The organism is Streptomyces sp. NPDC047108 (genome assembly GCF_040643575.1).
Taxonomy (GTDB): domain Bacteria; phylum Actinomycetota; class Actinomycetes; order Streptomycetales; family Streptomycetaceae; genus Streptomyces.
The window spans coordinates 151,374-165,151 of record NZ_JBEYUP010000014.1 but is presented as its reverse complement, the minus strand read 5'-3'; the positions used below and the strand labels follow the sequence as shown (position 1 = coordinate 165,151).

13 protein-coding genes are annotated in these 13,778 nt (G+C 71.5%); 10 read left to right on the top strand and 3 right to left on the bottom strand.

The window, feature by feature from the left end; translation table 11 throughout:
- From ABZ822_RS24440 to ABZ822_RS24430, 3 genes are all read left to right on the top strand, one after another.
- Positions 1-681: biotin/lipoyl-containing protein (locus ABZ822_RS24440; protein ID WP_360858034.1), on the top strand; the 681-nt coding region annotated here is incomplete at its 5' end.
- A 12-nt stretch (positions 682-693) separates the two neighbouring features.
- Positions 694-933, top strand: a complete 240-nt coding sequence (locus tag ABZ822_RS24435) for a hypothetical protein (RefSeq protein ID WP_360858031.1) — start codon at positions 694-696, stop codon at positions 931-933.
- 434 nt (positions 934-1,367) lie between these two features.
- The gene (locus tag ABZ822_RS24430) at positions 1,368-1,676 is read left to right on the top strand and encodes a hypothetical protein (protein WP_360858028.1); all 309 of its coding nucleotides are present in this window, start codon (positions 1,368-1,370) and stop codon (positions 1,674-1,676) included.
- A 297-nt stretch (positions 1,677-1,973) separates the two neighbouring features.
- On the opposite strand, the gene ABZ822_RS24425 is transcribed toward ABZ822_RS24430, so the two are convergent.
- Positions 1,974-2,912 (bottom strand): universal stress protein, encoded by a 939-nt coding sequence (locus tag ABZ822_RS24425; RefSeq protein ID WP_360858025.1) that lies wholly within the window; start codon positions 2,910-2,912, stop codon positions 1,974-1,976.
- A 433-nt stretch (positions 2,913-3,345) separates the two neighbouring features.
- Here ABZ822_RS24425 and ABZ822_RS24420 point away from each other — a divergent pair, with 433 nt between their 5' ends.
- Complete coding sequence (locus ABZ822_RS24420) at positions 3,346-3,990, top strand: hypothetical protein (protein ID WP_360858022.1); 645 nt, start codon at positions 3,346-3,348, stop codon at positions 3,988-3,990.
- A 131-nt stretch (positions 3,991-4,121) separates the two neighbouring features.
- Here the strand turns inward: ABZ822_RS24420 and ppk2 are convergent, their stop codons facing one another.
- Complete coding sequence (gene ppk2, locus ABZ822_RS24415; protein ID WP_360858019.1) at positions 4,122-5,069, bottom strand: polyphosphate kinase 2; 948 nt, start codon at positions 5,067-5,069, stop codon at positions 4,122-4,124.
- 239 nt (positions 5,070-5,308) lie between these two features.
- On the opposite strand from ppk2, the gene ABZ822_RS24410 reads away from it, so the two are divergent.
- The 3 genes from ABZ822_RS24410 to ABZ822_RS24400 all read left to right on the top strand — a co-directional run bounded on the left by ABZ822_RS24410 (position 5,309) and on the right by ABZ822_RS24400 (position 8,593).
- Entirely contained in the window at positions 5,309-6,337 is a 1,029-nt protein-coding gene (locus ABZ822_RS24410) for a methyltransferase (protein WP_360858016.1), read from the top strand.
- A 300-nt stretch (positions 6,338-6,637) separates the two neighbouring features.
- Positions 6,638-7,630: a peptidase gene (locus tag ABZ822_RS24405; RefSeq protein ID WP_360858069.1), complete on the top strand. Its 993-nt coding sequence runs from the start codon at positions 6,638-6,640 to the stop codon at positions 7,628-7,630.
- 192 nt (positions 7,631-7,822) lie between these two features.
- Positions 7,823-8,593 carry an alpha/beta hydrolase fold domain-containing protein gene (locus ABZ822_RS24400; protein ID WP_360858014.1) on the top strand — a complete coding sequence of 257 codons (771 nt, stop codon included), beginning with the start codon at positions 7,823-7,825 and terminating at the stop codon, positions 8,591-8,593.
- Positions 8,594-8,654: 61 nt separating this feature from the next.
- On the opposite strand, the gene ABZ822_RS24395 is transcribed toward ABZ822_RS24400, so the two are convergent.
- Positions 8,655-9,254: a hypothetical protein gene (locus ABZ822_RS24395; protein ID WP_360858011.1), complete on the bottom strand. Its 600-nt coding sequence runs from the start codon at positions 9,252-9,254 to the stop codon at positions 8,655-8,657.
- A 340-nt stretch (positions 9,255-9,594) separates the two neighbouring features.
- On the opposite strand from ABZ822_RS24395, the gene ABZ822_RS24390 reads away from it, so the two are divergent.
- The 3 genes from ABZ822_RS24390 (at position 9,595) to ABZ822_RS24380 (ending at position 13,726) form a co-directional block, all read left to right on the top strand.
- On the top strand, positions 9,595-11,187 hold the full coding sequence (locus ABZ822_RS24390; RefSeq protein WP_360858008.1) for a GMC family oxidoreductase: 1,593 nt from the start codon (positions 9,595-9,597) through the stop codon (positions 11,185-11,187).
- Positions 11,188-11,366: 179 nt separating this feature from the next.
- Positions 11,367-12,206 (top strand): SDR family oxidoreductase, encoded by an 840-nt coding sequence (locus tag ABZ822_RS24385; protein ID WP_360858005.1) that lies wholly within the window; start codon positions 11,367-11,369, stop codon positions 12,204-12,206.
- Positions 12,207-12,259: 53 nt separating this feature from the next.
- Entirely contained in the window at positions 12,260-13,726 is a 1,467-nt protein-coding gene (locus ABZ822_RS24380; RefSeq protein ID WP_360858002.1) for an NAD(P)/FAD-dependent oxidoreductase, read from the top strand.
- Positions 13,727-13,778 lie beyond the last annotated feature (52 nt).

Below are 13,778 nucleotides of genomic sequence, written 5' to 3'. Positions count from 1 at the left end.
TCGGTCATCGGCCCGGCATGGGACTCCCTGCTGGCCAAGCTCGTCGTGAGCGGCGCCACCCGGCAGCAGGCGCTGCAGCGCGCGGCCCGCGCCCTCGCGGACTTCCGCGTCGAGGGGCTGCCGACGGTCCTGCCCTTCCACCGCGCGGTCGTCGAGGACCCCGCGTTCGCGCCCGAAGTGACCGGAGCCGCCGGGCCGTTCACCGTGAACACGGAGTGGATCGAGACCGCATTCGCGGGTGGCATCGAGCCCTTCACGGCGCCGGAGACCGACCCGGAGAGCGAGGGGCGGAACGCCGGGTCCGGACCGCGCGAGCGCCTGGTCGTCGAAGTCGGCGGCAAGCGACTGGACGTCAGCCTCCCTCAGGGGCTCGCGGCTCTCGCCGCGTCCGCCGTCGCACCGCTCCCCGAGGCTCCGCGCCCGCCCAGGTACATGCCGAAGGGCAGGACGCGGTCGGCGCTCTCGGACTTCGTCCTCGCCTCCCCGATGCAGGGCACCATCGTCAAGGTCGCCGTCGAGGAAGGGCAGTACGTCAACGAGGGCGACCTCGTCGTGGTCCTGGAGGCCATGAAGACCGAACAGCCCCTCAGCGCCCACTGCTCGGGAGTGATCAAGGACCTGACGGCCGATGTCGGTGCGCGCGTGACGTCGGGCGCGGTCATCTGCGAGATCAGAAACTGAGCGGGCGGGGAGATGTTCGGGCACTACGTTCCGGCGGGCGGTGCGGACCGCTGCAGTGACCTGCGTCGCTTCCGGCTGGCCCTCGGCGGCGAACCGGAACAGCCGGCGGACGCTCCGGGCGCCGCGCGGCCGGCGACCGGTGACGCGGACGCCGATGCGGACGCGGATGTGGGGAGCTGCACGGCGCTCGGCCTGCTGGAGATGATCCTGCACGCGGCCGCGGAGGTGCGCGACCGTCCGTCCGGCCGCTGACGACGGGCGGGCCGTTCCCCATGGCGGCGACCGGCTCCGGAATCAGGTTACGGCGGTGACGGCGGCTGTTTGCAAGAACGGCCGGGACAAAAGCGGCCCCACATCACATCAGTGAATGCGGGGCCGCCCTCTCGGCCAGTACCCAACCCAGGAACTGGAGAAATCCAGAATGCCCCACCGAACTGACGGAACGCGAGTGGCGCCGAAAGGTGTTGCTCCGATTGCCGCAAGCCACGCCATGCCAGGGTGCGCAATGCGTTCCGCCGTTCCCGGGCAGCCAAAACTGCCGGGCCCGGGAGAGAAATTGGGCCGTCCGAATGGAATGGGGTGGACCGGTGACGCGGATGGCCCAGTCCGGGGTTAGGAGCGGAAGCCGACGGAGGTAGTTCTGCCACGTTCTTTCATCCGGAGAAGGACAAGAAATGGAGAGAAGCGTGCGTACTTCCATCAAGGCATCGATCATGGCAGTGGCCACCGCGGGTCTGATCGTCGGTTCGGCGGTGACCGCGAGCGCCACCGAGGCGAAGGGGCACCACGACGACGCTGACAACACCAACATCTGCGGCAACGTCAACCAGGAGCAGGAGGGTGGCGGCGGCCTGATTCCCGCCCTCTTGGGCGGCGACTACCACCAGTCGGCCGAGGGCCCCGTCATCTGCCAGAACGGCGAGAAGAACACGGTCAACCGTGAGAGCAACGACTTCACCCTCCTCGACCTCGGTCACGGACTGAACCTGCTCTGACTCGGGGCTTCACGACGTAAGGGCGTGACGGCGGAGCCGGATCCCGGGTGCGTGAAAAGCCCCTGGGGCATGTGTGCGACTGTCGCCGTTCGCTCGAGTCCACGTCCCGTACACCGCGGCCGGGCCCTAAGGGCCCGGCCGCGGTGTCGTCGACCGGGGCGCCCCGCATCCCCATGCCCCCGCGGCAACCCCGGCCGGGTCGGTGACGGTCGATCCGCCGTAGCGGTCGAGCCGATCCGTCGTAGCGGTCGGTCGTTCGGTCGTAGGGATCAGTCGTTGAGTGATCGGTCGTCAGGGTCAGTCGTAGGGGATGACGGCGACGGGGCAGGGCGCGTGGTGCAAGGCCGCGTGCGCCACGTTGCCGATGCGCGCCGCCCTGTGCGCGCGGTGCAACCGCCGTCCCACGATCAGCAGCTCCGCGCCTTCGGCGGCGTGCACCATCGCCTTGGTCGGGCTCTCCTGCCGTACGGTGTCGATCATCTCGACGCCGGGGAACTTCTCCCGCCAGGGCTCGACCGTTTCGTCCAGCCGCCTCTGCATCTCCTTGGCGAGTTGCTGCGCGGCCTCACCGTTCCCGTTCCGCTTGTGCCGCCCGTTGCGGCCGTTTCGATGCCGGTGGATCCCGTGCCCGTGGTACGCGTTCACGACCTCCAGCGGCACACCCCGCGCCGCGGCGTCGGAGAAGGCGAACTCGAGCAGCGCGTCGGTGGAGTCCTGCGGGTCGAGACCCAGCACCACGCGCCCCCGGCCTGAGCCGGATCGTTCCGCCATGTGCAGACCGCGACGCACCAGAACGACGGGCCGCTCCGCCCGTGCCACGACACCGAGGCTGACGTCGCCGAGAAGGAAGGCCTCGACGGTGCCCATCCCGCGTGACCCCAGTACGAGCATCTCGGACTCCGACAGGGCCCTCATGAGCGAGGCCAGGGGCTGCCCGGCGACGAGTTCCTCGATGACGGGCAGGTCGGGGTGGTCCTTGCGGACCTCGGCGTGCGCGTCGTGCACGATCCGCTCCGCCCAGTAGTTCTGCTCGTTCTCCGACGGGGCGTGGTTCTCGTCCTCGGCCAGCATGACCCAGGCGTGCATCAGACGCAGGGCGTACCTGCGCCGCGACGCATCCTCCGCGGCCCATCGGGCTGCGTCCAGGCTCTCGGGTGAACCGTCGAGGCCGACGGTGACGACTGGCTCCATGGCGATGGCCTCCGTCTCGAAGCGAAGCGGGAAGATCGCGGACACGTCCGCCTCTCCAGCGTGCTGTCCAGCCGGGTGCCCGGGACAGGGACGTTCGGCCCCCGTCGGCGGCCGTACGGCCCGGCGCAGGGCAGGCGACCGGCCTGATCTGCGGCCCGGCCCACCCGGTCCCGGACCGCCGCGCCGAGCGGACCCGCGCCGAAGGCACCCTCGTCGTCCCGGGCCCCGTAGGGGTCGTCGCGGTGGGAACGGCCCGAGCGGAGACAGCCGTTTCGGCACTGTTCTGCCTGGTCGTCGGCGTGGGGAGGGCGAGCGGTGCGGTGCCCCGGGGCGCGGGAGGGGAGCCGCGGACCGCTGCCCACGGCACCTGCGGACCGGGTGGCCGCAGCCGGGGGACCTTTGGCCCCGTGACGTCCCGCCGCCCCGCGACGACGGTGGGACGTGGAGACATCGTGCCCCGACTGGGGGAGGCGAGCCGATGAACGCGCAGGGACCGCCGTACGCGTCAGGACCCGGCCCCTTCGGGCAGGGGCATCCGGGCGGCCGTGAGGATCCGTACGCAGGACCGAACCCGCTCGTGCGACGCTCCGACCGGGTCCAGAGGTGGGTGGGCCGGCTCATCCTGCTTCTGGTCGCCTTGGGACTCCCGACGGCGGCTCTGGCGGCGGGCATGGCGGTCCACGCGTCCGAGATGCGCACCGTGCACGCGCAGGCGGCCGAGCGCCACGAGGTCACCGCCCGTCTGACCACCGACGCGGACGTCGTCGGATCCGCACAGGCCGACACCGGCGACGATCTGCACCACGCGCGCGTCGCCTGGACCGAGAAGGACGGCACCCAGCGGACCGGCACGGCACGGGTGGATCCCGACGCGCACAAGGGCTCCACCGTCAGGCTCTGGGCCGACCGCGACGGCCGTGTCACCACGCCGCCCATGACCGCCGCGTCGGCGTCGGTGACCGGCTGGGCGGCCGGCGGCGTGACCGCGGGCGCGGTCGTCGTGGCGGCGATCGGCGCTCGGACGGGCCTGCGCTGGATGCTCGACCGGCACCGCTACGCGCAGTGGGACGCCGAGTGGGAGCTGCTGGAGCCCCAGTGGTCCCGCCGGCTCCGCGAGGAGTGACGGCGCCGGAGGACGGGACGTGAAGGCCGATGGCGTAAGGCGTCGCGGCGCGGAGGCCGATGGCGTGAGGCGTCGGGACGCAAGGGGCGACGGCGCACGGGGGCAGGGCTCGAGGGGCTACCGCGTACGGTTCATGCCCCGCCGTCCGCCCGCTCCCCGCGGTCCGTGAGCGTGGCGGCGTGGTCGGGGACGTACGTCTGGAGGTCCCTGGGCGGCCGCTCGTATCCGGTGGACGCGGGACGGGGCGGCAGCCGCAGATCCGGCTGGGCGACATCCCCGTACGGCACGCTCGCCAGCAGGTCGGCGAGCATGTTCAGCCGGGCGGCGCGCTTGTCGTCGCTCTCCACCACGTGCCACGGCGACTCGGGGACGTCGGTGTGCACGAACATCTCGTCCTTGGCGCGGGAGTACGCCTCCCAGCGGGTGATCGACTCCAGGTCCATGGCGGAGAGCTTCCAGCGCCGCGTGGGGTCGTGCAGCCGCTTCCGGAACCGCCGCTGCTGCTCGGTGTCGCTCACCGAGAACCAGTACTTGCGCAGCAGGATCCCGTCCTCGACGAGCATCCGTTCGAAGATCGGGCACTGGCGGAGGAAGCGCTGGTGCTCCTCCGGTGTGCAGAAGCCCATCACGCGCTCGACGCCGGCCCGGTTGTACCAGCTCCGGTCGAACAGCACGATCTCGCCCGCGGCCGGCAGATGCTCGACGTAGCGCTGGAAGTACCACTGGGTGCGCTCGCGTTCCGTGGGCACGGGCAGGGCGACGATACGGGCGACGCGCGGGTTGAGGTGCTCGGCGAGCCGTTTGATGGTGCCGCCCTTGCCCGCCGCGTCGCGCCCCTCGAAGACGACGACGAGCCGGGCGCCCTCGGCGCGCACCCACTCCTGGAGCCGGACCATCTCGGTCTGCAGGCGCAGCAGTTCCTTCTCGTAGAGCGCTTTGGGGACGCGGGGGGCGCGCCCGTCCGGCGGTGCGGCCCGGGGGGTGTCCCGTGAGTCCTGCTCGCTCCGCGCGTCCCGGCCGGACTTCCCTCCGGAGGACCTCCCTCCGGAAGGCGTCCCGGGCGTCTTCCTGCCGGGCATCGCGCTCGCCTCCTCGTCCTCGCGTCCTCGCCGCCGTGGCCGTCCCCGCCACCCGGTCCCCTCGTCGTCGCGGACCGGCCGACGGGACCAGCATGGCCGCTGGGGGCGCGGTCCGCGCGGCGAGCGGACGGACTCCGGTGGGCGCTGAACCGATCCGGCCCCGGCTCCGTTGCCGGAGTGGGCAGCCGCACAACACCGTGTCCCGGGCTGCGCCGTTCACGAAAGAGGAGCTCACACAGGTGTCGACGGAACCGAACCCCGCCCAGGCGCAGGACTACGAGCGCATGATGGCCATGGTCACGGGCTTCTGGGTGACGCAGACGGTCCGCGCAGCGGCCCTCTACCGGCTGGCGGACCACCTCGCGGAAGGGACGGACACGCCCGACGCGATCGCCCGGGCGGAAGGCATCGATACCGGGGCGGCCCGGCGTCTGCTGCGGACCTGCGCCTCGCTCGGCCTGATGACGAGTCCGGACGGCGGCAGGCGTTACGAGGGCACCTCTCTGCTCGGCACCCTGCGCAAGGACGACCCGAATTCGTTGCGCGGGTTCGCCATTTCCCAGGCGGCCCCGGGCCATTGGCTGCCGTGGGGACTGTTCCCGGAAGCCGTACGCAGCGGTGGGCACCAGATCGAGGCGGCGCACGGCGAATCGACGATCTTCGACTACTTCGCCCGGAACCGGGAGGAGGCCGCTCACTTCACCGAGTCCATGGGCAATCTCTCGCGAGCCACGGCCGAGGGCATCGCGGCGGTGGTCGGCACGGAGGGCGTGCGGCTCGCTCTGGACGTCGGGGGCGCCGACGGTGCGGTCGTCCGGGCCATGATGCAGGCAGATCCGGGCCTGCGCGGTGGGGTGTTCGACCTTCCCCACATCGTTCCCGATGCGGCCGCGGCGGCATCCGCCGACGGTCTGGAGGAACGCTTCACCACGGTCGGTGGCGACTTCTTCGAGGCGGTCCCGGCGGCCGACCTGTACGTCCTGAAGTACGTGCTGCACGACTGGGACGACGACACCTGCGTGCGCATCCTCAAGAACTGCCGGGCCTCGCTCGATGCGGGAGGCAGGATCGTCGTCGTGGACTATCTCGTGCCCGAGGTCGGCACCCCCGGCACCGCGCCCCTGATGGATCTCAACATGCTCGCCATGACCGGCGGGAAGGAACGCGAGAGCGCCGAATTCGACGCGCTGTTCGCCGCGGCCGGGCTCCGGCGCACCGCCCTCACCCCGGTCGGGGCCCACGCCGTGATCGAGGCCGTGCCGGCCTGAGCGTCGCCGGGCGCGCGGCCCTCGCGCGCCCGGCCGCCGAGGTCCGGCTCATGTCCGCTCGCCGTGAGCCGCGACCGGCGATCAACCGGTCGGCACCGATGGGCAGATGAGTGGGCGTCACCTTGTTTTCGCCAATATTGACATGAGCCTGTCCAACGCACCGGATCTGCTGGCACTCTGCATGCGCGCACATCACACCCGCACCGCCTGCTCTGCTCGGGCAGCTCACCCGGCGGCCCGGCCCCCACCGCCCGCGCCACACCGCGCGGCCGTCGCAGAAGGAGTACGCGAGTGAGACGCATGCCTCGATCCGTCCTCGGCACCCTGATCGCCGTGGGCGCCCTCCTCACCACCGGGACGCTGGCCGGAACCGCGGGCGCGGCGGCCCCCGGCCCCGACCGCGTACCGTCCACCGTCCACATCGCCGCGGACAACTCGGCGGCGCAGCAGCGGGTCCAGGAGTTCTGGACGGCCGAGCGGATGCGGAAGGCCGAACCGCTCGACCTCCTCTCCGTCGACCGCGAGGACCTGCGCGGCCTCTCGGGCAAGGTGGCCACCGGCAAGGCGATGACCGTCGCTCCGGTCGCGCCGTCCGGTTCCCGCACCATGGCCTTCCCCAACGGCGGCGGCCCCTGGACCGGCGGCGGCAAGGTCGTCTCCACCGCGGGCCGGGTGTTCTTCACCTACCAGGGCCGTACGGCCTCCTGCTCGGGCAACGCCGTCAACAGCACCAACGGCTCCACCGTCCTCACCGCGGGGCACTGCGTGAAGCTCCAGGGCGCCTGGCACACCAACTGGGTCTTCGTCCCCGGCTACCACGACGGCCAGGCTCCGCACGGCCGCTGGGCCGCGTCGAAGACGCTGTCCACGCCGCAGTGGACCGCCACGGAGGACATCAACTACGACATCGGCGCCGCCGTCGTCAGCCCCCTGGAGGGCAAGAAGCTGACCGACGCCGTCGGCGGTCAAGGTGTCGCCTTCAACGTCGGCTACAACCAGGACATGTACTCCTTCGGCTTCCCGGCCGCCGCCCCGTACGACGGCGAGAAGTTCATCCACTGCAGCGGGAAGACGTTCAAGGACTTCCTGCTCTCCCAGGACCACGGCATCACCTGTGACATGACGGGCGGTTCGAGCGGCGGCCCGTGGTTCACCAAGTTCGACGAGAAGACGGGCACCGGCCTGCAGTCGTCGGTGAACAGCTTCAAGTACAACTTCATCACCACCTGGATGTTCGGCCCGGTCTTCGGCAACGACGCCAAGAACCTCTACGAGAAGGCCCAGACCTCCTGACATCCCCGTCCCCGCTCCGCGACGCTGCCGCCGTGCCCGCACGGCGGCAGCGCTCATGACGGCACGTCGCCACTTGCCTGAAATCCCCTCACATTCCTTACGCCGAGTCCCCGTTGATAGCGTTCTCACCTGCAAGCAGACGTCGCGGAGGCGAGATCGGCTCCCGCCTCCGCGACGAACGGGGAGGGATCCATGGCCGACGACGGTCTGACGGAGTGCCGTACCGTGCGGGGGCCGCACGGCAAGCTCATCGACGTCCATCAGCCCCGATCGCCGCTGGCGGGTGCCGCCGCCGTCCTGCTCTGGCACGGCAGCAGTCCCGACGACCGCCAGGTCCTCGCGCCGCTCGCCCGGGCCGTGGCCCGCCACGGCGTCCCGGTCTTCGTCCCGGACTGGCGTCCCGACGCGTCCGACCACGGGCGCGCGCACCTGCTGGGCTCCCGGGACTTCGTCCTGCGCGAGGCGGACGCGTACGGCGCCGACCCGGAGCGGATCGTCCTCGCCGGCTGGTCCGCCGGAGCTCCTGCCGCGCTCGCCCTCGCCCTGCGGGCCGAGGCGGACGGACACCCGCCGCCCGCCGCGGTCGTCGGCATCGCCTCCCGCTACGACGTCCCCGCGCGCACCACCGGCACCTGCCCCCTCGACGACCTCGCCGACACGACCGCCGCCCTCGTCCCCGTCGCGCTGGTGCACGGCACGGCGGACACGACGATCGCCCCCGCGCACTCCCGCACGCTCCTCTCCGCCCTGGAGCGCACGGGCCGTCCCGTCACTCTGGAGGAGGTGCCGGGCGCCGACCACGGGCACGTGGTCATGGCGAGTTACGACCCGGAGTTGGGCCGGTGCCGCCCCGCCACCGCCGAGCACGCGCTGCGCGCCGGGGAGACAACGGCCCAGGTGATCGTGCGTACGGCGGAAGGCCGACGGTCTCGCGGAACGAACGCGTCGCCGGCAGCGCCCTGAGCGGCGCCACCGGCGACACATCACCTGCGGGCCGCGTCACGCGGCCTCGGCACAGGCGTGGTCAGCCCCGCTTGAGGAAGATGGTGACCCGGTCCGTCCCCTCCTCCGGGGTGTCCTTCCGGGTGACGATGAAGCCCTCGGCGCCCAGGAAACGACCGGTACCGCCGGTGATGACCGCGGTCCACGCACGCGGCCCGGTCGTGGACGTCTGCTCCGTCAGGGCCTGGGAGGTCAGCTCCCCCTTGTCCTCCAAGGACCAGGACTCCACGCACTGCAGCGTCTGTGACTGAGCGTCGGCCGCCAGGAACGAGCACTCGTTCCCGAACTCCCCGACCGGACGGCCGTCCTTGAGCAGAACACCGGTGGAGAGCACCTCGTCCCCCGCGCTGGGCCCGTCAGGACCGCTGTCGTTGTAGTGACTCGTCGTCCGGGTCGTGAGCTCGATCCGCTCGAACCCCTTCGCGCTGTCGGCCTGCAGGGACGGGCCTGCCTGCTGGGACGGACCGACCTGTACGAGCGGGCCGGCCTGCGCGGACGGGTCGACCCGCACGGACGGGTCGGCCTGCACGGGCGGGCCGGGCTGCTCGACGGCGGCGGCCGGGGCGGCGAACCCCGTGACGCACAGGACCGCGCCCATGGCGAACAACAGAGACCTACGCATGGAACCCTCCACATCGTGTGACTCCGACGCCGACGGCATCGGAGGAATACCGGTGCAGGGCCACGATCATGCGACCGAAAACCGCGCTCAACCTCAGCCATGCCGTTCGGGTAGCAGACGTCGCCATACGGGTGGTCGACCGGGACGGCGCGCGGTCCCGCACGGTCACCCCTGACCCCGCACGGGGAGGCAACGGCCCAGGTCATCGTGCGTACGGCGGAATCACCCGCGGTGGGCGAGGCGCGAGGACGGGGGGCCGGGCGCACCCTGGCGGGCAGGGGCCTCACGGGCCACCGCGGTCCGCCCCGTCCCCGTTTCCTCCAGGAAGGCAGGGGATCCCGTGGCAGAGGACCGGACGTACGACGTCATCATCATCGGCACCGGTGCGGGCGGCGGCACCCTGGCACACCGGCTGGCCGGCTCCGGGCGGCGTGTCCTGCTGCTCGAGCGCGGCGGCTACCTGCCCCGCGAGCGCGACAACTGGGAGTCGACCGCCGTCTTCGTGCAGGGCAAGTACCGGGCGGACGAGTTCTGGCAGGACCGGCACGGACGCACCTTCCCCCCGGAGCTGAACTACTACGTCGGCGGCAACACCAAGTTCTACGGCGCCGCCCTCTTCCGGCTGCGCCCCGAGGACTTCGGCGAGCTGCGGCACCAGGACGGAATCTCCCCGGCCTGGCCGATCCGGTACGAGGACCTGGAGCCGTACTACACGCAGGCCGAGCACCTCTATCTCGTGCACGGCCGGCACGGCGAGGACCCGACCTGCGGGCCGACCAGCGCCCAGTACGCCCATCCGCCCGTGCAGCACGAGCCGCGGATCCAGCAGCTCAGCGACGACCTGGAGAAGCGCGGACTGCACCCCTTCCACCTGCCGATCGGGGTGAACCTGACCCAGGACGAGTACGGGCGTGCCACCCGCAGCAGCGTGTGCATCCGCTGCAACCGCGTCGACGGCTTCCCCTGCCTGGTGAACGGCAAATCAGACGCCCAGGTGATCTGCGTGGACCCGGCCCTGGAGCACGACAACGTCGACCTGGTCACCCACGCCCGCGTCGACCGGCTGGAGACCGACCCCACGGGACGTACGGTCACCGAGGTCGTCACCACCGTCGGCGAGCCGGGTGGTCCGGCCTCCACCGTCACCTACCGCGGCGACATCGTCGTCGTGGCGTGCGGGGCGCTCAACTCCGCGCTGCTGCTGCTCCGTTCGGCCGGCGACCGGCACCCCGGCGGGCTCGCCAACAGCTCGGACGTGGTCGGCCGCCACTACATGCGCCACAACAACCTCGCCCTCATGGCGGTGTCGAAGGAGCCGAACGACACCACGTTCCAGAAGACGCTCGCGATGAACGACTGGTATCTGGGCTCGGACGACTGGGACTACCCGCTGGGCGGCATCCAGATGCTCGGCAAGTCCGACGCCGAGCAGATCCACGGCGAGGCGCCGCGCTGGGCCGCCGCCCTCTCGCCGGACATGCCCTTCGAGGTGCTCGCCCATCACGCCGTCGACTTCTGGCTGTGCGGCGAGGACCTGCCCGCACCGGAGAATCGCGTGACGCTGGAGAAGGACGGCGGCGTCCGCCTCGCGATCGACGAGCAGAACAACACCACCGGTGTCGAACGGCTGCGCCACAAGCTGGAGAAGATGCTCGGCCATCTCGGCATGCGCGAGCACCACCTGCTGGCGCACAGCCTCTATCTCCACAAGGACATGCCGATCGGGGCGACCGCGCACCAGGCCGGAACCGTACGCTTCGGCACCGACCCGCGCAGCTCCGCGCTCGACGTCCACTGCAAGGCGCACGACCTCGACAACCTCTACGTCGTCGACACCAGCTTCTTCCCGAGCATCGGCGCCGTGAACCCGTCCCTGACGGCCATGGCGAACGCCCTGCGCGTCGGCGACCACATCATCGACCGCCTCCGCTGACCGGTCGGGGCCCGCCGCCCCACCGGGGTTGAGCCGTTGGACTTAAGGCCGCTCGCCCAGGCGGGCGAATGGGGCAGCGCGCGCCGGGCCGTGGTCCCCGCCGCGCGCCGCCGCCCGTGGTTTCTTCACCGTGGACAGATGCGGCGAGACTCCGCTTTCCGCGGTGAAGGAGACACGAGTTGAGTACCAGCACGCGCGAAGCCCGCCCGCAGATCTCCAGCACCCTGCTCAAGGGTCAGAAGGCCCTGGTCACCGGCGCCAACTCCGGGATCGGCAAGGCGACCGCCGTCGCGCTCGGCCGTGCGGGGGCGGACGTCGTCGTCAACTACGTCGCCGACCAGGCCGCGGCGGACGTCGTCGTCAAGGAGATCGAGTCCTTCGGCGTACGGTCCTACGCCCATGAGGCCGACGTGTCCCAGGAGGATCAGGTCGTCTCCATGATCGGGCGTATGGCCGAAGAGTTCGGGACGATCGACATCCTCGTCGCGAACGCCGGCCTCCAGCGCGACGCCTCCCTCACCGACATGTCCATGGCCCAGTGGCAGAAGGTCATCGACGTCAATCTCACCGGGCAGTTCCTGTGCGCGCGGGAGGCGGTGAAGGAGTTCCGGCGGCGCGGCGTCGTCCCGGAGGTCTCCCGCTCCGCCGGGAAGATCGTCTGCATGAGCTCGGTGCACCAGATCATCCCCTGGGCCGGACACGTCAACTACGCCTCGTCCAAAGGCGGGGTGCAGATGATGATGGAGACCCTGGCGCAGGAGCTGGCCCCGGAACGGATCCGGGTGAACGCCGTCGGTCCCGGCGCCATCAAGACCCCGATCAACCGCGACGCCTGGGAGACCGACGCCGCGCAGCAGGATCTGCTGAAGCTCATCCCGTACGGCCGCATCGGTGACACCGACGACATCGCGAACGCCGTCGTCCTGCTCGCGTCCGACCTGCTCGACTACGTCGTCGGCACCACGCTGTTCGTCGACGGCGGCATGACCCTCTTCCCCGGCTTCGCGACCGGTGGCTGACCGGTCGTCGTGAGGACGACCGGCACGAGGGCGAGGACCGGCAGGAGGCCGCCGTGTTGCAGGATCATGTGACACCCCGTCAAGTAGTGATCGTCGGGGGCGGATTCGCCGGGCTGTTCGCCGCCAGGGCCTTCCGCAACTCACCGGTGGCCGTCACCCTCGTCGACCGCTGCGCCCACCATGTCTTCCAGCCCCTGCTCTACCAGTGCGCGTCCGGCATCCTCTCCGAGGGCCAGATCGCCCGCCCGCTGCGTGCCGTCCTCCGTCGCCACGACAACGTGCGCTGCCTGCTCGCCGAGGCCACCGGGGTGGACGTCCCCGGCCGTGTGGTGCACGCCGAGCGGCCCGACGGCGTACCGGTCACCGTCCCGTACGACGACCTCATCGTGGCCGCGGGCGTGCGCCAGTCCTACTTCGGCCACGACGCGTTCGCCCGCTACGCGCCCGGCATGAAGACCCTCGACGACGCGCTCGACATCCGCCGCCGTATCTACGGGGCCTTCGAACTGGCCGAGGCGAGCGAGGATCCCGAGGAGCAGCGGCACTGGCTGACGTTCGCGCTCGTCGGAGCCGGGCCGACCGGGGTCGAACTGGCCGGGCAGATCCGGGAGATCGCGACCCGCACCCTGGAGCGCGAGTTCTCCGCGATCGACTCCGGGCGGGCCCGGGTGCTGCTCTTCGAGGGCGGGGACGCGGCACTCGGATCGTTCGGGACCGAGCTGGCCGAGCGGGCCGAACGCACCCTGCGCCGGATCGGCGTCGAACTCCACCTGAAGACCGTGGTCACGGACGTGGACGCGACCGGGCTTGACGTACGCGGCCACGACGGCGCCACCGAGCGCATCAGCGCGGGAACGGTGCTGTGGACGGCGGGAGTTCAGGCGCCGGCGCTCGCGGACGCCCTGGCAAAGGCGACCGGGGCGGAACAGGACCGGGCGGGAAGGATCGTCGTCGACCCGTATCTGACGATTCCCGGACACCCCGAGATCCGTGTCGTCGGCGACATGATGAGCCTGGACAAGCTGCCCGGTCTCGCCGAGGTCGCCATGCAGTCGGGGTGGTACGCCGCCCGCCAGATCCGGCACAGCGTGGAACGCAGGACCAAGGCGCCGCGCCCGTTCCGCTACCGCGACCTCGGCAGCGCCGCCTACATCACGCGCGGGCGGGCGGTGGTGAAGGCCGGTCCCCTCCAGGTGTCCGGGTTCCTGGGCTGGCTGATCTGGCTGTTCATCCACATCGCCTTCCTCACCGGATTCCGCAGCAGGATCGGGGCGGTGCTCACCTGGCTGGTCGCCTTCTCCTCGGGCACCCGCCGCGAGCGCGCCCATCTGTCGCGGCGCACCGACGGGCAGTCGGACGCGGGCGGGGAGCCGGGCGACGGGGCGAAGAGCGACTCCGTACGGAACGACGGGTCGGAGAAGGGCGGGTCGCAGAAGGACGACGCGACGAGCGACGGCTCGACGGGCAGCGGCGTACGGCCGGACGCCGCCGGGCGCCCCGGCCCCGCGGGGCAGAGTTGAGCACCGCAGCGGCCCTGCTGGCCGCCGGCGCACCCGAACAGCTCCTCCCCGC

Bases quoted from the DNA above. Each gene is read 5' to 3' on its own strand.
- ABZ822_RS24435 (WP_360858031.1), top strand. From the start codon at position 694: ATGTTCGGGCACTACGTTCCGGCGGGCGGTGCGGACCGCTGCAGTGAC.
- ABZ822_RS24420 (WP_360858022.1), top strand. From the start codon at position 3,346: ATGAACGCGCAGGGACCGCCGTACGCGTCAGGACCCGGCCCCTTCGGG.
- ppk2 (WP_360858019.1), bottom strand. From the start codon at position 5,069: ATGCCCGGCAGGAAGACGCCCGGGACGCCTTCCGGAGGGAGGTCCTCC.
- ABZ822_RS24405 (WP_360858069.1), top strand. From the start codon at position 6,638: ATGCCTCGATCCGTCCTCGGCACCCTGATCGCCGTGGGCGCCCTCCTC.
- ABZ822_RS24400 (WP_360858014.1), top strand. From the start codon at position 7,823: ATGGCCGACGACGGTCTGACGGAGTGCCGTACCGTGCGGGGGCCGCAC.
- ABZ822_RS24395 (WP_360858011.1), bottom strand. From the start codon at position 9,254: ATGCGTAGGTCTCTGTTGTTCGCCATGGGCGCGGTCCTGTGCGTCACG.